The sequence below is a fragment of the Modestobacter versicolor genome (assembly GCF_041028285.1).
In the GTDB taxonomy this organism is placed as follows: Bacteria; Actinomycetota; Actinomycetes; order Mycobacteriales; family Geodermatophilaceae; genus Modestobacter; species Modestobacter versicolor_A.
The window spans coordinates 155,596-172,813 of the sequence record NZ_JABGDB010000002.1 but is presented as its reverse complement, the minus strand read 5'-3'; the positions used below and the strand labels follow the sequence as shown (position 1 = coordinate 172,813).

20 protein-coding genes are annotated in these 17,218 nt (G+C 76.3%); 7 read left to right on the top strand and 13 right to left on the bottom strand.

From position 1 onward, the window contains the following. Positions 1–5: 5 nt before the first annotated feature. The 9 genes from HL054_RS07090 to HL054_RS07050 form a co-directional block, all read right to left on the bottom strand. Positions 6–575: a MerR family transcriptional regulator gene (locus HL054_RS07090; protein WP_369138166.1), complete on the bottom strand. Its 570-nt coding sequence runs from the start codon at positions 573–575 to the stop codon at positions 6–8. Between the two features lie 177 nt (positions 576–752). Continuing rightward, entirely contained in the window at positions 753–1,244 is a 492-nt protein-coding gene (locus HL054_RS07085) for a bifunctional nuclease family protein (protein WP_369138165.1), read from the bottom strand. Positions 1,245–1,388: 144 nt separating this feature from the next. Further along, positions 1,389–2,171: a transcriptional regulator FtsR gene (ftsR, locus tag HL054_RS07080; RefSeq protein WP_369138164.1), complete on the bottom strand. Its 783-nt coding sequence runs from the start codon at positions 2,169–2,171 to the stop codon at positions 1,389–1,391. A gap of 52 nt (positions 2,172–2,223) precedes the next feature. Continuing rightward, positions 2,224–2,769 (bottom strand): oxoglutarate dehydrogenase inhibitor Odhl, encoded by a 546-nt coding sequence (odhI, locus tag HL054_RS07075; RefSeq protein ID WP_440347924.1) that lies wholly within the window; start codon positions 2,767–2,769, stop codon positions 2,224–2,226. 270 nt (positions 2,770–3,039) lie between these two features. Next, a complete protein-coding gene (gcvH, locus tag HL054_RS07070) occupies positions 3,040–3,444 on the bottom strand; it encodes a glycine cleavage system protein GcvH (RefSeq protein WP_369138163.1) in 405 nt (134 codons plus the stop codon). A 96-nt stretch (positions 3,445–3,540) separates the two neighbouring features. Then, positions 3,541–4,398 carry a DUF881 domain-containing protein gene (locus HL054_RS07065; protein WP_369138162.1) on the bottom strand — a complete coding sequence of 286 codons (858 nt, stop codon included), beginning with the start codon at positions 4,396–4,398 and terminating at the stop codon, positions 3,541–3,543. Continuing rightward, the gene (locus HL054_RS07060) at positions 4,395–4,727 is read right to left on the bottom strand and encodes a small basic family protein (RefSeq protein WP_369138161.1); all 333 of its coding nucleotides are present in this window, start codon (positions 4,725–4,727) and stop codon (positions 4,395–4,397) included. Before HL054_RS07060 ends, HL054_RS07065 begins: the two co-directional genes overlap by 4 nt. 3 nt (positions 4,728–4,730) lie before the next feature. Then, positions 4,731–5,720 (bottom strand): DUF881 domain-containing protein, encoded by a 990-nt coding sequence (locus tag HL054_RS07055; protein ID WP_369138160.1) that lies wholly within the window; start codon positions 5,718–5,720, stop codon positions 4,731–4,733. Then, positions 5,717–6,391 (bottom strand): CDP-alcohol phosphatidyltransferase family protein, encoded by a 675-nt coding sequence (locus tag HL054_RS07050; RefSeq protein WP_369138159.1) that lies wholly within the window; start codon positions 6,389–6,391, stop codon positions 5,717–5,719. The genes HL054_RS07055 and HL054_RS07050 overlap by 4 nt, the downstream gene beginning before the upstream one ends. Positions 6,392–6,665: 274 nt before the next feature. Here HL054_RS07050 and HL054_RS07045 point away from each other — a divergent pair, with 274 nt between their 5' ends. The 4 genes from HL054_RS07045 (at position 6,666) to HL054_RS07030 (ending at position 10,327) form a co-directional block, all read left to right on the top strand. Then, positions 6,666–8,276 carry a hypothetical protein gene (locus HL054_RS07045; RefSeq protein ID WP_369138158.1) on the top strand — a complete coding sequence of 537 codons (1,611 nt, stop codon included), beginning with the start codon at positions 6,666–6,668 and terminating at the stop codon, positions 8,274–8,276. A gap of 105 nt (positions 8,277–8,381) precedes the next feature. Further along, on the top strand, positions 8,382–9,374 hold the full coding sequence (locus HL054_RS07040) for a caspase family protein (protein ID WP_369138157.1): 993 nt from the start codon (positions 8,382–8,384) through the stop codon (positions 9,372–9,374). Between the two features lie 107 nt (positions 9,375–9,481). Next, positions 9,482–9,958 (top strand): hypothetical protein, encoded by a 477-nt coding sequence (locus HL054_RS07035; protein ID WP_369138155.1) that lies wholly within the window; start codon positions 9,482–9,484, stop codon positions 9,956–9,958. Between the two features lie 21 nt (positions 9,959–9,979). Continuing rightward, a complete protein-coding gene (locus HL054_RS07030; protein ID WP_369138154.1) occupies positions 9,980–10,327 on the top strand; it encodes a hypothetical protein in 348 nt (115 codons plus the stop codon). 7 nt (positions 10,328–10,334) lie between these two features. Here HL054_RS07030 and HL054_RS07025 read toward each other — a convergent pair whose 3' ends face one another. Continuing rightward, positions 10,335–10,820: an AfsR/SARP family transcriptional regulator gene (locus HL054_RS07025; RefSeq protein ID WP_369138153.1), complete on the bottom strand. Its 486-nt coding sequence runs from the start codon at positions 10,818–10,820 to the stop codon at positions 10,335–10,337. 359 nt (positions 10,821–11,179) lie between these two features. After that, complete coding sequence (locus HL054_RS07020) at positions 11,180–11,476, bottom strand: hypothetical protein (RefSeq protein WP_369138151.1); 297 nt, start codon at positions 11,474–11,476, stop codon at positions 11,180–11,182. 194 nt (positions 11,477–11,670) lie between these two features. Between HL054_RS07020 and HL054_RS07015 the strand changes: the two genes are divergently transcribed. From HL054_RS07015 to HL054_RS07005, 3 genes are read left to right on the top strand one after another with little or no spacing between them, the layout of a single operon-like run. Then, positions 11,671–12,828 (top strand): acyl-CoA dehydrogenase family protein, encoded by a 1,158-nt coding sequence (locus HL054_RS07015; RefSeq protein WP_369138150.1) that lies wholly within the window; start codon positions 11,671–11,673, stop codon positions 12,826–12,828. After that, a complete protein-coding gene (locus HL054_RS07010) occupies positions 12,828–13,688 on the top strand; it encodes a phosphate/phosphite/phosphonate ABC transporter substrate-binding protein (RefSeq protein ID WP_369138149.1) in 861 nt (286 codons plus the stop codon). Before HL054_RS07015 ends, HL054_RS07010 begins: the two co-directional genes overlap by 1 nt. Then, complete coding sequence (locus HL054_RS07005; protein WP_369138148.1) at positions 13,685–14,878, top strand: hypothetical protein; 1,194 nt, start codon at positions 13,685–13,687, stop codon at positions 14,876–14,878. The genes HL054_RS07010 and HL054_RS07005 overlap by 4 nt, the downstream gene beginning before the upstream one ends. 6 nt (positions 14,879–14,884) lie before the next feature. Here HL054_RS07005 and HL054_RS07000 read toward each other — a convergent pair whose 3' ends face one another. Together HL054_RS07000 and HL054_RS06995 are read right to left on the bottom strand one after the other, a co-directional pair. Beyond that, complete coding sequence (locus HL054_RS07000) at positions 14,885–15,658, bottom strand: TIGR03084 family metal-binding protein (RefSeq protein WP_369138147.1); 774 nt, start codon at positions 15,656–15,658, stop codon at positions 14,885–14,887. Further along, complete coding sequence (locus HL054_RS06995; protein ID WP_369138146.1) at positions 15,655–17,217, bottom strand: class I adenylate-forming enzyme family protein; 1,563 nt, start codon at positions 17,215–17,217, stop codon at positions 15,655–15,657. The genes HL054_RS07000 and HL054_RS06995 overlap by 4 nt, the downstream gene beginning before the upstream one ends. Between the last annotated feature and the right edge of the window lies 1 nt (position 17,218).

The window sequence follows — 17,218 nt, the reverse complement described above, 5'->3', positions numbered from 1 at the left end:
TTCCGTCAGGCAGAAGCCGCGCGGCGGCGGCGGCGCTGGGAGAGCTCGTCGTCGGCGTGCGGACCACCGTCGAGGCGCTCGGCCGGCAGCTCGGCCAGCTCACCGGAGAGCTCGCGGAGCGCACCGGAGACGGCGATGCCGAAGACGCCCTGGCCGCCGGCGAGCAGGTCGACGACCTCCTCGGCGGACGTGCACTCGTAGACGGTGGCGCCGTCGGACAGCAGCGTGATGTTGGCCAGGTCGCGGACCCCGCGGGTACGCAGGTGGTCGACGGCCTTGCGGATGTTCTGCAGCGAGACGCCGGTGTCCAGCAGCCGCTTGACCACCTTGAGCACCAGGATGTCGCGGAAGGAGTAGAGGCGCTGCGTGCCGGACCCCGTCGCGGTGCGGACGGAGGGGGCGACCAGACCGGTGCGGGCCCAGTAGTCCAGCTGCCGGTAGGTGATCCCGGCGGCGGCGCAGGCCGTGGGGCCGCGGTAGCCGACCGACTCGCTGTCGGCCTCGTCGTAGGAGGGTGCGCCCACGGCGGCGTCGCTGAACAGCTGACCCTGCGAACCGTCGTCCTGGTCGCTCATCCAGCGCCTCCTCGTTCTCGGCACCCAGCAGCTGGGCCGCCTCCGGCGATGGCCGGTGGGGTCACCTGGACGTGGCTCAGGGAGTCACACGCGGGTGATTCGCTGACGGTAGGCCCGGGCCGGGACCCGGTCAACCGAGACGCGCGGTCGCCGCCCCCCGGCACCCCCGACGGGTGATCAGGAGGGTGCGCCGCCGGAGCCGGAGCCGGCGCCGAAGTCCTCCGGGCTGATGTTGTCGAGGAACTCGCGGAACTTCTCCACCTCGTCCTCCTGCTCGTCGGGGATCTCGATCCCCACCTCGTCGAGCAGGGACTCGGCGCCGTAGATCGGCGCCCCGGTGCGCACGGCCAGGGCGACGGCGTCCGACGGGCGGGCGCTGACCGTGCGCTCGTCGCCGAAGAGCAGCTCGGCGATGTAGATGCCGTCGCGCATCTCGGTGATGTGCACGGCCTCCAGGCTGGCGCCCAGGGCGCTCACCACCTCGCGCAGCAGGTCGTGCGTCATCGGGCGGGCCGGGCGGACGCCCTGCTGCTCGAACGCGATGGCGGCCGCCTCGACCGCCCCGATCCAGATCGGCAGGTAGCGCTCCCCCTGGGCCTCCTTGAGCAGCAGGATGGGCTGGTTGCCGGGCAGTTCCACCCGGACGCCGACGACTCTGAGCTCCTGCACGTCTGGCTCCCCTCCGCTGAGGCCCCCGTTGGGTCCCGCTGGTGCGCGCTGCTGGTGCCTGCTGCGGTCGCCCCGGCCGCGGCCGCCGGGGCTCCGGGCGGTGCACCCGGGGGTACCCGCTCCCCCGCAACGTTACGCCAGCCCTCAGCCCCCGAGGACCTCGCGGAGCCGGGCCTCCAGCAGCGCCCCGTGCAGCTGGGCGGAGAGCCCGGCGAGCTCCTGGAGCTGCTCGGTCGCCCGGGCGCGGGCCTCCTCGGACCGGGACCGCAGCGCCGGGGTGACCAGCTGCTCCAGCAGCGCCGCCTCGCGCTCGGCGGCGGTCCGGTGCAGCCGCAGGTGCCGCGGCTCGATGCCGTGCCGGGCCAGCCCGGCGGCGGCCCGGGCCACCGGCAGGTCGACCGGCCGGTGCCGGCCCTGCGCGTCAGGGGTGAGCAGGCCGAAGTGCACGCAGTCGGCGAGCTGCTCGTCGGTCAGCCCGGCGGCGCGGGCGAAGGCCTCGGCCGGCAGCGGCGCTGTGCCCACCACGTCACCTGCCACGTCACCGGCCACGTCGTCCGCCACGTCGCCGGCCGTGGTCCCGGCCGGGGCCGGCTCCGTCGCCGCGGTCCGCTCGGCGTCGGCCCGGCCGGGGAGCTCCTCGCCGCGGTCGAGGGCGTCGAGGTGCTCCTTGATCACCCGCAGCGGCAGGTACTGGTCGCGCTGGGCGGCCAGCACGTACCGCAGCCGGGTGACGTCGGCGGCGGAGAACTTCCGGTAGCCCGACGGGGTGCGCTGCGGGTGGACCAGCTCCTCGGACTCGAGGTAGCGGATCTTGCTGATGGTCACGTCGGGGAAGTCCCCGCGCAGCGCGCCGAGGACCTGCCCGATCGTGAACCGCGGTGCCGTGTCGTCGGTGTCCCGGTCCGCGCTTCCGCTGGGCTGGGGCACCGCGCTCACTGCTCTCGCCCGCTCGCGTGCCGGGCCGGGCTGACCGCGGCGGTCATGCGCCGGCCGGCTCGCCCGTCCGCGGCCCGGTCAGGTACACCAGGCGGAACTTGCCGATCTGGACCTCGTCGCCGCCGGCGAGGGAGGCCACGTCGACCGGCTCGCGGTTGACGTAGGTGCCGTTGAGGCTGCCGACGTCGTGCACGGTGAAGCCGCCGCCCTCGCGGTGGAACTCCACGTGCCGGCGGCTGACGGTGACGTCGTCGAGGAAGATGTCGCTGTCGGGGTGCCGGCCGGCGGTGGTGACCTCCTGGTCGAGGAGGAAGCGGCTGCCCGCGTTGGGGCCGCGCTTGACCACCAGCAGCGCGGAGCCGGCCGGGAGGGACTCGACGGCGCCGGCGTGGGCGTCGGCCGGGGACTCGGAGACCTCGGCCTGCTCGCCGGAGTCCTCGCCGCCGACCTTGGGGATGATGCTCGTCGACTCACCGACCCGCTCGGGGCTCAGGGCTGACCCGCACTGGGCGCAGAATCGGCTGCCCTCGGGGTTCTGGTGGCCACATCGAGTGCAGAGCACGTGGGTCTCCTCCGGTGCAGGTGGCACCGCCGCGGGCCTGGTGGAACGGCCGCGGTCGGCCGGCGGACGACGGGCCGGGTGGCCCGCCGTAGGTCGGCCACCGCAGGGTCGCGGTCGGGCCGGGGGTCATGGAACCAGCGGCTGACCCGAGGGTCAACCGGACGTACAGGTCGAGGGTCGGGGCTCCCGCAGGGCTCACGGGCCGACCTCGCGATGATGATAGTGATCTCTGCTCCCCCCGCGGGGACGGCGGGGGGTCGGGTCGCGCGCGGATGCCGCGGAGGTGCCCGCGGGAGCTCAGGAGGCGTCGACGAGGGCCTGGTACGCGGCGGCGTCGAGCAGCTCCGCCGTCGGGTCGCCGCCGTCGCCGGACACCCGGATCTCGACCAGCCAGCCGGCCCCGTAGGGGTCGGCGTTGACCGTCTCGGGGGTGTCGGCGAGGGCGTCGTTGACCGCGGCCACCACCCCGGTGACCGGTGCGTACACGTCGGACACCGACTTGGTGGACTCCACCTCGCCGATCGGGTCGGCCGGGCCGACCTCGGCGCCGACCTCGGGCAGCTGGACGAAGACGATGTCGCCGAGCGCGTCCTGCGCGTGGTCGGTGATCCCGACCCGCACCACCGTCTCGGCGCCCACCGCGCCCTGCACCAGCGCCCACTCGTGCTGCTCGGTGTACCGCCGGTCGTCGGGCGTGGCCATCTCAGTTCTCCCAGCAGAGGTGTCGGTGCGGGTACGGCCTCGCTGGAGGGGCCCGGCGCGAGCGGAGCGAGGGTCGGGGGGCAGCGAGGTCCTTCGTCAGTCCCCGTCGTCGGGGTCAGCGTATTGAGGCTCGTCCAGCGGTCGCAACGCGTCCACGACCACCTGGTCGGACTGGACGATGTCGACGCTGCCGCCGCGCCCGCCGACCCGGCTGACCACCCCGCCGGGGATGCTCATCGCGGTCGCCATGTCCTGCGCGGAGCCGATCGCGACGAAGACGTAGGGCGCCTGGAGCGCCTGCCCGTCGATGCGCAGCTCGCCGGGGCTGCCGGTGACCGCGCTGCTGACCCCGATCCGGACGTCGTCGACCTGCACGGTCTCCGCACCGGCCCCGCGCAGCTCCTGGATGGCGGTGAGCAGCACCGCCGAGGTGATCGACCGTTCCGGGTCCCGGACGGTCATGGTGATGCCCGGGCCCTGCGCGGCGATGGTGCCGTTGAGGATGCCCAGCGCCTCGGCCCGGTCGCGGGCCTCCTGCAGCGCGGCGGCGGCCTGGCTGTCGGAGTTGCCCAGCTGCTCCAGCGCCGCCCGCTGGTCGGCGATCTCCTGCCGGAGCCGGTCCTCCTGCGCGGTCAGGTCGTCGAGGATGCGGACCAGGTCCTCCTCGCGGGCGCCGGCCAGCTGCTCGTCGGTGTCGGTGCTGCGCACCTGGACGGCGAAGGCGAACCCGAGCAGCAGGGTGAGCACGCCGATGAGGACGGCGGCCAGCGGGTCGCGCCGCCGGGCGCGGGCAGGTGCCGCGACCGGCGCGGCGTCGTCCGCGGTGGTGTCCGGCGGAGCGTCCGGGGTGGCGTCCGGGGTGGCGTCCGGGGGCGCGTCCTGCGGGGCGGCGTCGGCCGGGGACCGCGGGGCGTCCCCGCCGGCGGCCCGGCCGGTGTCCGGCTCCCCGCTCATGCCCGGAACAGGTGGCGCCGGATCGCCGCCGCGTTGCCGAAGATCCGGATGCCGAGCACGACGACGACGGCGGTGGACAGCTGCGCGCCGACGCCGAGCTGGTCGCCCAGGAAGACGATCAGCGCCGCGACCACCACGTTGGACACGAAGGACACCACGAACACCTTGGCGTCGAAGATGCCGTCGAACCGGGCGCGGATGCCACCGAAGACGGCGTCGAGGGCGGCGACCACGGCGATCGGCAGGTAGGGCTGCAGCCACAACGGGACGCTGGGGTCCAGCAGCAGGCCGAGCACCACGCCGACCGCGAGTCCGAGGATCGGGATCACGGGTCAGTCTCCGTCGCTGGTCGGGTCGGGGGTGTCCGGGACGGCCCCGGGGGTCGTGCCGCTCCCACGCGCGGGCGCGGTGGCCGCCAGCGGAGCGGCGTGCCGCAGCTCGGCGGCGGTGGCGGCCGGCAGCTCCAGGTCGTCGGCCCGGCCGACCTCGAAGACCACACCGTAGTCGGGGGTCAGCTGGCCGAGGTCCCGGGCCTCCGGGGTGGTCAGGAAGGCGTTCTGCAGGCCCTGCGGGTCGCCGACGGCGGAGAGGACGTAGGGCGCGGCCACCGGCCGGAGGTCGACCAGGATCGCGCCGCCGGCCTGCCGGATGGTGGTCGTCGCGCCGATCCGCTGCCCGTTGAGGGAGATCGCCTCCGCACCGGCCGCCCACAGCCCGTTGACCAGCCGCCGCAGGTCGTTGTCCTGGACGATGCCGGGCTCGGCGACCTCCGCGGAGCCGCCCACCGGGTCGCTGTCGGCCTCCGGCGGGGCGTTGTCCATGGTCACCCGCAGCCCGGGCCCGGAGACGGCGACGGTGGCGGCGCCCTGCTCGGCGGCGGCCAGCTCGTCGAGCGCCCGCTGGCCGACGCTGCTGGCCTCCAGCGCCCGCTGCCGGGTGCTCGTCACCTCCGCGGTGAGCTCCTCCAGCTGGACGACCAGTTCGTCGGCGTTGTCCGACTCCGTCCGGATGTCCTCCCGGAGCGCCTGGCGGGCCTGCTCGCGGCCCTCGGCCCCGGCGGCCGCCTCGCTGTAGGTGATCGACGCCAGCAGCCCGGCGATCAGCAGGGTGAGCGCGACCAGCAGCTGGCCGCGGTGCCGGCGCAGCCACGGGGGCCGGCCGGGAGCCGCACCGCGGTCGGGGTCGGGGTCGGGACGGAGGTCGGCGGCGCGGGCCGCGCGGGCGGCGGCGGCCTGGGCGTAGGCGGGGTCGAGGGTCTCGGCGAGCACCTGGTCCAGCAGCGAGGCGCCCAGGGACCGCTGCCGGCCCGGCGGTGCGCTCACGGCCGGGCCCCGGCGCGGCGGCTCCCGGCCAGCAGGCCGACGGCCTGCCCGACGTAGAGGACGCCGGCCAGCAGGTACAGCGCCGCGCCCCAGACGGTGAGCGCGTAGGCGATCGGCTGGGCGACGGCCGCGACCGGGTTGTCGCCGTCGGCGAGGAGCAGCAGCGGGAAGGCGTAGAGCAGCAGGAAGGTCGCCGCCTTGCCCAGGTAGTGCACCTGCAGGGGCGGCCAGCCGGCCCGGCGGAGCACCAGCAGGGTCACCCCCAGCACGAGCTCGCGGACCAGCAGCAGGACGACGACCCACAGCGGGATGACGTCGCGCAGCACGAAGGCGACGAGCGTGGCGACGATGTAGAGCCGGTCAGCCGCCGGGTCGAGCAGCGCGCCCAGCCGGCTGGACTGGCCCAGCGCGCGGGCGAGCTTCCCGTCGGCCCAGTCGGTGGCCCCGGCGACCGCCAGCACCACGATCGCCCAGCCGTCGGCGTGCGGGCCCAGCAGCAGCCACAGGAACAGCGGCACCCCGAGCAGCCGCAGCACCGACAGCAGGTTGGGCAGCGTCAGCACCCGGTCGCCGAGGGCGTCCCGGTCGGCCAGCCGGTCCGCCGGCCGCGGTGCACGCGCCGCGGGGGTGCCCTCCGGAGCGCCGGTCGCCCGGTCGTCCGCCGTCGTCATCGCCGCTCCACCTCGCCGTCCACCGGGGGTCAGGCTAGTGCCCGGGGACGACGGGTCCGGTCGCGACCGGCCCGGCAGCGACGGCTCCGCGATCACGCGCCGGTGGCCCCGGTGGCCTCCGGCCGAACGGACGGCGCCGCCGGGGACGCGGTGGGGAGCCCGTGGTGACGCGGTGGTGACGGCGGGCTGACGGGGGCGGCCGACCGTGTGCCCCGGCAGGCCGCGGCCCGGCGGGCCCGGGGTGCGGCACCGGGTTCCGACGACGGGACGACCCATGACCCTCACCGACCTCTCCGTGCCGCCCGGCACCCCGGACGACGTCCGCGCCCAGGCCGCCCGCGGCGAACCGCGGGAGCCCTGCTCCGACCCGACGCTGGGGGTGCCGGTCCCCCGCACCGGCCGCCGCGGGGTGCCGCCGCACCGGCTCGTCGTCCTCGGCGACTCCCTCAGCCACGGCTTCCAGAGCGGCGCGGTCTACAACACCGACCTGTCGTGGCCGGCGATCGTGGCCCACGAGCTCGGCTGGCTCGACCGGTTCCGGTACCCGGTGTACGGCGGGCCGGGCGGGCTGCCGCTGAACCTCGAGCTGCTGCTGCGCCGGCTGGAGGAGCGGTTCGGCCGCCGGCTCAGCCTGTGGGAGACGCCGCTGGCGCTGTTCGAGGCCCGGGGGTTCCTGGACGAGGTGGAGGACCACTGGGAACGCGGTCCCGGGCACGTCCCGCCCCGCACCGGCCGGGCGCTGCACAACCTGTCGGTCTACGGCTGGGACCTCCGCGACACCCTGTCCCGCACCGCCGGCGACCTGGAGCGCGCCACCGGCCGGGCGGACGACTCCTTCCTCGACCAGGCGGTCCAGGACGCGACCGAGCGGGCGGCGCTGCGGGTGTACCCGCGGTGGGACGACGAGGCCCGGCAGCAGACCCTGGTGGACGCCGCCACCGGGCTGGGCCGCGACCACGGGGAGGCCGAGGCGGGCATCGAGACGCTGGTCGTCTTCCTGGGCGCCAACAACGCCCTGCCCGCGGTGACCGACCTGCGGGTGCGGTGGAGCGACGCGGGCTTCCAGGACCTGCGCCGCAAGGGTGCCTGCACGGTGTGGCGGCCGGAGCACTTCGCCGTCGAGCTCGCCGAGCTGGTCGCCGCCGTCCGCCGGATCGACGCCCGGCACGTCATCTGGTGCACCGTCCCGCACGTGACGATCGCGCCGATCGCCCGCGGCATCGGGGCCAAGGTGCGCGCGGGGTCGCGCTACTACGCCCACTACGCCCGCCCGTGGGTGGACGACGCCCGGTTCGACCCGGCCCGGGACGCGCACCTCACCGAGCACGACGCCCGCGCCGTCGACGCCGCGATCGACCTGTACAACACCGGCATCGAGGCGGCGGTCCGGGACGCCCGCCGCGGGACCGGTGGGACGCCCCGGGACTGGTACCTGCTCGACGTCGCCGGCCTGCTGGACCGGCTGGCCTCCCGGCGCTACGTCACCGACCCGGCGGCCCGCCCCTCCTGGTGGACGCCGTACCCGCTGCCGCCGGCGCTGGCGGCGCTGCAGCCGGCGCTCGACTCGCGGTTCCTGGTCGGCGACGGCCGTGGCGGGCGGGCCGCCGGCGGGCTGTTCTCCCTGGACGGCGTGCACCCCACCACCGTCGGCTACGGCCTCCTCGCCCAGGAGGTGATCACGGTCATGGCCGCGGCCGGCGTGGTCTTCACCGACCGCACGGGCAGGCCGCGCGGGCTGCCGGTCCAGGTCGACTTCGACCGGCTGCTGCGCCGCGACTCGCTCGTGCGGCGCCCGCCCCAGCTGCTGGACTCCGCGCTGGACCTGCTCGGCTGGGCCGACGAGAACCTCCGCTGGGTCAGCCGCACGCTGTCCTGGCGGGTCTGACCCGGCTCCCCGGAGCAGGTACGACCGGTGACGGTCGGGTGACGGCCGGGTGACGCCTCCCCTCCTACGGTCCGCGCACGGGATCGACACAGGAAGGGGTGGCCGGTGGCCACGAAACGCGCACTCCTGGTGGGGATCGACCAGTACCCGGACCCACGGAACAACCTGAACAGCTGCGTGGCCGACACGTTGCGGATCAGGGGCCTGCTGCAGAGCCACTACGGCTTCGCGCCGCAGGACGTCACGCTGCTGCACAACAGCGCCGCGACGCTGGCCGCGGTGCGCCTCCAGCTGTCCCAGCTCCTCACCGGGGTGGGCGACGGCGACCAGGTGGTCTTCTTCGAGTCCTCGCACGGCTACCGCTACGTCAAGGGCTCGACGTTCATCGAGGTGCTCTGCCTCTACGACCAGTTCCTCGAGGACACCGAGCTGGTGCAGCTGAGCCAGCGCGTGCCGCCCGGCACGTTCACCTGCATCGTGGACGCCTGCCACGCCGCCGGCATGGAGAAGCTGTTCTTCGCCCGCGACGGGCTCCACGCGGCCAGGGCGAAGGTGTGGCAGCCGCCGCCGGAGCAGTCCGCCGCCGACGTGGCCCTGCTCGCGCAGGCCACCTCCTTCAAGTCCTTCGGGCGGGCGGCGAGCTCGGACACCGGCGCGGTGGCCAAGCAGTTCTCCCCGGAGGCCTTCGGCGGCCGGGCGGCACCCGCGGCGAAGGCCGGCGAGGGGCAGTCCGAGCTCAACGGCGTGCTGGCCGCGGCCTGCCTCGCCGACCAGACCGCCGCCGCCGGCAGCCCGCCGACCGACGGCCTGTCGGCGTTCACCTGGGCGCTGGGCCTGGAGCTGGAGGCCGGCGGCGTGACCCGGGCGGCCGGGGCGGTGCGCGACGGGGTGGCCGCGCGGCTGGCGGCGCTGAACATGCGGCAGACCCCGGTCGTCGAGGCGCCGATGGCGCACGGCGGCTGGCTCACCCAGCCACTGGTCACCTACGCCGCCGGCGCGGGCCCGTCGTCCCCGTCCCCGTCCTCCGACGGTGCCGGCGCCGGGGGGCTGGACTCGTTCCTGCAGTCACTCGGGATCGGGACGGACGCGAGCAGATGACCACGGGAGGGCGCCACGGGGACGACGGCTCGGCGAGGACGAAGAAGCCCGCCCGCAAGCGTGCGGCGGCACCGGTACCGACCAGCAGATCAGAGAAGGAGAGCGACATGACCATGACCATGAACAGCCCGGCGGGCACCACCGCGACCGCCGACAAGGACTTCTTCGACTTCCTCGGCGGGATCCTGCCCGACGTCGCCCGGCACGCGGCACCGACCCTCGGGATCGACCCGCGGATCGCCGGGCAGACGGTCAGCCAGGTGATGAGCATCTTCGGCATCGGCGGGCCCGGGAAGGCGTTCGCGCCGGCGGTCCCCAAGGAGCAGGCCGTCGCCCAGCTCAAGGAGGTCGTCGGCCCGCACCTCGCCGACCCCGCGTTCGCCAAGGCGCTCGGCCTGTGGATGCAGGCGGCGGTCCAGCCGGTCCAGGCCCAGCAGCAGGGCAAGGCCTACCAGCCCGACCTGAGCAAGAGCTGGCTGTCCGACGCGTGGGACACGGTCAGCGACGCGGTGTCCGGCGTCGACTGGGGCGAGGTCGCCCAGGTCGGCATGCGGGCGCTCCCGCTGGTGCTCGCCGCGCTGTAGACCGGGGAGGAGGTCGGGCCCGTGGACGACGACCGCGCCGTGCGCGAGGCGGTCGCGGCTGCTCTGGCAGCCGGCCAGGAGCCCGACCTCTCCCTCTTCGACGCCGCCCAGGTGCGCGGGGCACTCGCCCGCGCGCTGGGCGGCGTCGTCGTGCGGGCCGAGTTCGCGACCTGGCTCCGCGACCGGGTCCGGACGCTCACCGCCGGGCGGGTGTCGGTCGAGGGACGGCCCCCGGACTTCGCGGGCGGCCCCTGCGGCCGGGCCCCGGAGCTCGCGCTCCGGCGGGTGGTCGCGGGCGAGCCGTTCGCCGAGCCGGTGGTGGTGGGCACCGACGGGCCCGTCGTGCGGTTCCCGATGCGCGGTCGGTGAGCCGGCCTCAGCCCGTCGGGACCGGGCCGGCGCTGCGGGCGGGCTCCCGCAGCGGGCGCCGGAGCCCGCCGACCAGCCGGCACATCTGGTCGGTCGGGCGGACGCCGAGCTCGTCGGCCAGCAGCGCCCGGCACCGGTCGAAGGCGCGCAGCGCCTCGGCCACGTTCCCCTCGTCCAGGTGCACCTGCACGATCACCCGGTGCGCGCTCTCCCGCAGCGGCTCGGCGCGCAGCGCGGCGTAGGCGGCCTGCATCGCCTCGGTGTACCGGCCCGACGCCGCGTACCGGGTCGCCGCGACCTCGAGGGTGTGCACCAGCAGCTGCCGCAGCCGTTCGCGCTCCAGCAGCACCCAGTCGTCGTACCAGCCCGGCAGCAGCTCCCCGGCGAGCACGCCGCCCAGCACCCCGGTCGGCACCTCCACCGGGGGCGCGCCCGGGCGGGAGCCGAGGACCCGCCGCGACCAGTCGCCGAGCTCCTGCACGTCGACCTGCACGTGCGCGCCGAGCGACAGCGTGCCCCCCCGCCGCCTGCACCAGCCCCGGGACCACCCGGTGCAGCCGCCACAGCGCCGACCGCAGGCTGCCGTGCGCGTGGCGCTCGGGGACGTCGGGCCACAGCAGGCCGGCGACCGCCGTCCGCGGTGCCCGACCGGCCAGTCCCAGGTGCGCCACGAGCCGCTGCACCCCGTGCGGCAGGTCGCCCACGGGGGCGGCGCTCCGCCCGGGGTCCAGCGCGAACCCGTCGAGCAGGGTCACGCGCGGACAGTGCACGTCCTCCACGGTCCGTTCCCCCTCACCGCCCATGTCCACCAGAGGTGACTGCCAGGTGCCGTGATGCTGCGATCGTGGCACCTCACCGGCCGCCGTCCCGCCACCACCGCGTGTCGTGGAGGAACGCGTCGAGCCAGTGACGCAAGGCGATCAGCACCTCACCCGGAGACGACGCGACGGCCACCGTGCGGGGCTCGGCGGGCGGGTCGCCGACCGGTGCCTCGACGACCAGCCGGGCCCGGAAGGACCCGGTCCCCTCCTCCCGCCACACCCGGACGAGCAGGACCGCGCTCGGGTCCCCCGTCCGGCCCGCCCCTCCCCCGCTGCGGCGGACCACGCCGGGCCGGCTGCCGACCGGGTGCGCGCACGGCTCCCGCATCTCGGTGCCCCCGGCTCCGCCAGCCCCGTCCGACGCCGGTCCGGCCGTTGCCGGACCGACGGCGCCGCGACCGGCGCTGCACCATGCCACCTGCGCCCCGTCACCGCGCCGTCACGGCCGCGTGATCTCGCCGGCTTTCGACCTGCCGGAAACCGATCTTGGCCGCACCGGGCGACCCGGCCACGATCAGCACCATGACCACCGTCCCCAGCCGACCGGGCTCCGACCTGCCCGGCCGCGTCGCCACCGTCGTCGCCGAGACCATCGCCCCCGCCGCCGTCGCCGTCGACGCGAACGGCACCTTCCCCCGCGAGGGCATCGAGGCGCTGGCCCGCGCCGGCGCGCTGGGCCTGCTCAGCTCCCCCGACGTCGGCGGCGCCGGCGGCTCGCTGGCCGACGTGGCGCAGGTCGTCGAGCAGGTGGCCACCGCCGACGGCTCGACCGGGATGGTCCTGCTCATGCACTACGCGGCCACCGCGGTGCTGGAGGCGCACGGGCCCGAGGACGTCCGCCGGTCCATCGCCCGCGGCGAGCACCTGAGCACCCTGGCGTTCTCCGAGGCCGGCTCGCGGAGCCACTTCTGGGCGCCGCTGAGCACCGCCACCGCCGACGGCGACCGGGTCCGGCTGGACGCCGCCAAGAGCTGGGTCACCTCCGCCGGTGAGGCCGACAGCTACCTGTGGTCCAGCCGGCCGCTGGCCGCCGACGGCCCGATGACCCTCTGGCTGGTGCCGTCGGCCACCCCGGGCGTCGCCGTGGCCGGCGAGTTCGACGGGGTCGGCCTGCGCGGCAACTCCTCCCGGCCGGTGCGCGCCGACGGCGCGTCCGTGCCCGCCTCGGCCCAGCTCGGCCCGGACGGCGCCGGCCTGGACATCGCCCTGGGCACTGCGCTGCCCACGTTCCTGGTCGGGAACGCTGCCTTCTCCCTCGGCCTGATGGAGGCGCTGCTCGCCGACGCCGCCGCCCACCTCACCCGCACCCGGCTCGAGCACCTCGGGCAGACGCTGGCCCAGCAGCCGCTCACCCGCGGCGAGTTCGCCCGGCTGAAGCTGGTCGTCGACGGCGTCCGCGCCTTCCTCGCCGACACGCTGGCCGCGCTCGGCTCCGGCCGGGCGGACGCGACGCTGCGGGTGCTGGAGGTGAAGGCGGTGGCCGCCGAGGCGTCGTCCGAGGTCGCCGACGGGGTGATGAAGCTGTGCGGGGGCGCCGCGTTCCGCAAGGAGCTGGGCGTCGAGCGCCGGTTCCGCGACTCCCTGGCCGCCCGGGTGATGGCCCCGACCACCGCAGCGCTGCACGACTTCGTCGGCCGCATCGCGCTCGGCCAGCCGCTCTTCGACGAGCCGGCCGCCTGATGCCCGGCGACGTGCTGCTGATGGGGGCGGTGGCCTACGACCCCAAGGTGGTCACCATCTGGGAGGGCTTCCGCCGCTGGCTCGCCGACGCCGGGCTGCCCTTCGACTTCGTCCTGTACTCCCACTACGAGCGGCAGGTCGAGGACCTGGTCGCCGGCTCCCTCGACGCCGCCTGGAACTCGCCGCTGGCCTGGGTGCGCTCGGTCCGGCTGGCCGCGGCCGCCGGCCGGACGGTGCGCTCGGCGGTCATGCGGGACACCGACCAGGACCTCACCTCGGTCGTCGTCGTCCGCGCCGACTCCGGCATCGGGACGGTCGCCGACCTGAAGGGCGCGACGGTGGCCACCGGCGCGATCGACTCCCCGCAGGCCACGCTGCTGCCGCTGTCGTTCCTCCGCGCCCAGGGGCTGGACCCCGACGGCGACCTGACCGTGCGGCGGTTCGACGTGGGCGTCGGGCTGCACGGCGACCACGTCGGCGGCGAGCGGGACGCCGCCCGGGCGCTGCTGGCCGGCGAGGTCGACGCCGCCTGCATGATCGACGGCAACCACCTGCTGTTCACCCAGGAGGGCGTGCTGCCGGCCGGGACCACCCGGGTGCTGGCCCAGACGCCGGTGTTCGACCACTGCACCATGACGCTGGTCGACACGGCCCCGCCCGCGCTGGCCGGCCGGTTCGTCGAGCTGCTGCTGTCGATGTCCTACGGCGACCCGGTGGTGCGCCCGCTGCTCGACCTCGAGGGACTGCGGCAGTGGCGGGTGGGGCGGACCAGCGGCTTCGGCCCGCTGACCACCGCCGTCGACGAGACGGGCTTCTACGACGCCGACGGGGGCGTGCGCGCCGCGGGGTACCGGCCGTGACACCGCCCGTGGCCCTGGTCGACCTCGACCGGCTGGGCTTCGACTCCGGCGCGCACCTGCTGGTCCGGCGCGGCCTGCGCGGGGTGCCGATCGGCGGCCGGCTGCGGGTGCGGGGCGACGACCCGGTGCTGGGCGTGCACCTGCGCGGCTGGTGCCGGGCCGAGGGCCACGGGTTCTCCGTCGACCCCGACGGCGGGTACGACGTCGTCCGCGGCGACGCCGAGCAGCTGCGCTGGGCCGGTGCCGAACGGGCCGGTGACCCCTCGCCGCAGGGCATCGTGCGGCGGCCACCGGCGCACTGGGGCCTGGCCGCGCGGGGCGCGCTGGTCGAGGCCGGCGGGCCGTCGCCGGGCTTCGACATCGCCGACCGGGACGTCGTCTGGGCCGACCTGGCGCCGCGGCTCTACGCCCACGCGGCGGCCGCCCAGTGGGACCCGGCGACCGCGGTCGACTGGACCATCCCCGAGCCGCTGCCCGCCGAGATCGAGGCGGCCGTCGTGCAGGTGATGACCTACCTGGTGGAGAACGAGCAGGCCGCGCTGGTCATCCCGGCGCGGTTGCTGGCCCGGGTGCACCCGCACTTCCGCGAGGTGATGCAGCTGCTCGCCGTCCAGGCCGCCGACGAGGCCCGGCACATGGAGGTGTTCACCCGCCGCGCGCTGCTGACCGGCGGGCAGATGGGCACGTCGTCGGCCGGTGGCCGGGAGTCGCTGAACTCGCTGCTCAACGAGGCCGACTTCTCCCTCGCCTCCTTCCTGCTCTCGGTGCTCGGCGAGGGCAGCTTCCTGTCGCTGCTCGGCTTCATCGACGAGCACGCACCCGACCCGGTGACCCGGCAGGTGACCCGGCTGGCCCGGGTCGACGAGGCCCGGCACGTGGCCTTCGGCGTCGCGCACCTCGAGCACGAGGGCCAGCTGGACCCGACCCTGCGGGGCCGGCTGCGGGCGGCGGTCGAGCGCCGGCACGACGTGCTGGTCGACACCGCCGGGCTCAACGCCGACGTGTTCGACTCCCTGGTCGTGCTCGCCGCCGGCGAGTGGACGCCCACGGCCATCGCCCGCGGGTACCGGGCGGTGCAGCAGCTGCACGGCACCATGGACGACGGCCGGCGGCAGCGGCTGCACCGGCTCGGGTTCCCCGACGACGAGGCCGCCGAGCTGTCCGCGCTGCACACCCGCAACTTCATGTAGCCGCGGTCAGGTCCCCCGGGAGCCGCTGCCCGCACCGGGCGCACCGGCGAAGGCCTGGGCGACGTCCAGCCACCGGTCGGCGTCCGGGCCGACGGCGACCAGCGCCAGCGCGGACCGCGGCCGGCGCTGGACGACCCGCAGGCAGAAGTCCAGCAGCGGGCCGGTCACCCGCTGGTCGGCGTCGGCCGGCCCGTCGGTCCAGCGGGAGCCGTCGGTGCGGGTCAGCTCGACCCGGACCGGCGCGGCCGGCGCGGGCAGGCCGTGCGCGGCGAAGGCGAAGCCCCGGGTGCGCACGCCCAGGTGGGCCACGTGGTCCAGCCGCCGGGACTCCCCGACCGGCCGGCCCAGCGCGTCCCGGACGTCGACCCCGTGCGCCCAGGTCTCCATCAGCCGGGCGGTCGCCATCGACGCGACGCTCATCGGCGGGCCGAACCAGGGCAGCCGGGCGCCCTCGGGGGCCGCGGCAAGCGCACCTGCCAGCCGCTCCCGGCCGTCGTGCCACCGGGCCAGCAGCGCGGCGGGCGGGACGGCGTCGGCGCCGGCCGCCCCCCGGTCGCCGGGGTCGGCCGGGTCGCCCGCCAGCAGGGCGGCGAACCCGGGCGGGTCGGTGGTGGCCAGCAGCGCGACCTCGTCGGTCCAGGCCAGGTGCGCCACCTGGGCCGCGACGGTCCACCCTGCCGCCGGGGTGGGCCGGGCCCAGTCGGCGGGGGCGAGCGGCCGGAGCAGCTCCTCCAGCGCCGCGCCCTCGGCGGCCAGGTCGCCCAGCAGCGCCGCCCTCACCCGGGGCCCGCCGCGGCGATCCGGCGCAGCTCGGCCCGTTGCACCTTGGCCGACGCGGTCATCGGCAGGTCGTCGACCACCCGCCACGAGCGGGGCACCTTGAACGGCGACAGCCGGTCCCTGCAGTGCTCGGTCAGCTCGGCCGGGACGGGTTCGCGGCTGCCGGCCGGCACGACGAAGGCCACCACCAGCTCACCCCACCGCGGGTCGGGCACCCCGACCACCGCGGCCCGGGCGACGTCGGGGTGGGCCACCAGCACCTCCTCGACCTCGACCGGCGACACGTTCTCCCCGCCGGTCTTGATCATGTCCTTGAGCCGGCCGACCACCCGGCAGGCGCCCCGGTCGTCCATCTCGGCGAGGTCGCCGGTGTGCAGCCAGCCGTCGGGGTCGATCGCCTCCGCCGTCGCGACCGGGTCGTCGAGGTAGCCGCGGGTGATGCGCTCGCCGCGCACCCACAGCTCCCCCGCCGTCCCCGGGGGGACCGCCGCGCCGTCCGGCCCGGCCACCCGGACCTCGGTGCCGGCCAAGGGGGCGCCGACCGTGCCCCGGCGCACGTCGTCGGGGTCGTCCGGGGAGGTCTGGAGCACCGCACCGCAGGTCTCGGTCATGCCGAAGGTGATCGACAGCCGGGCCCCGAAGACCTGCTCCACCCGGGCGACGAAGGCCGGGGTGACGGTCATCCCGCCGGTGAACAGCACCTGCAGCGCCGACAGGTCGGTGCGGGGCAGGTCGGGGTGGGCGGCCAGCAGGTCGAGCAGGGTGGGCGCGGCCGACAGCGTGGTGACCCGGCGGTCCTCCAGCGCGCGCAGCACCGGTCCCGGGGCGAAGGGGAGCACGACGTGCTCGGCGCGGGCGACCAGCGCGCCCACGACGCCGAGCACGTTGCCGGCGGTGTGGAACAGCGGCATGGGGTTGCACCACACCCGCCCCGCGGTCGGCCCGAGCCGGTCGGCGAACGCCGTGCCGGTCGCGACCATCCCGGCGTGGGTGATCCGCACGCCCTTGGCCCGGCCGGTCGTGCCGGAGGTGAACTGCACCTGGGCGAGGGACTGCGGGTCGACGGCGGGGAGCGCACCCGGCGTCGCCCAGGGCAGGGCGGACCGCCAGTCGTCACCGACGCGCACGACCGCCACCCCGTCGACGGCAGCGCACAGGTCGGCCACCGGGTTGCCGGCGACGTCGTCGGCGGCCAGGGCCAGCGCCGCGCCGGACAGCCGCAGCGCGTGCTCCACCTCGGCGGGCCGGGACCGCGGGTTCACCGGCACCAGGGTCATCCCGGCCAGCGCCACGCCGAGCTGCAGCAGCACCGCGGCCGGGCCGTTGCCCAGGCAGGTGGCCACCCGCGCGCCGGGCGCGTGCCGGTCGAGCAGCCCGGCGGCCAGCGATCCGGCGGCGTCCAGCAGCTCCCGCGCGGTCCAGCTCTCCCCGGTGCCCGGCGTGCTGAGCAGCACCTCGTCGGGCGCGAGCCGGACGGCCCGGCGGAGGACGTCGCCGAGGACGCCGTCGGCCGGCCCGGCCGCCGGCGCCCGCAGCTCGCTGACGACGAGTGCGGTCACC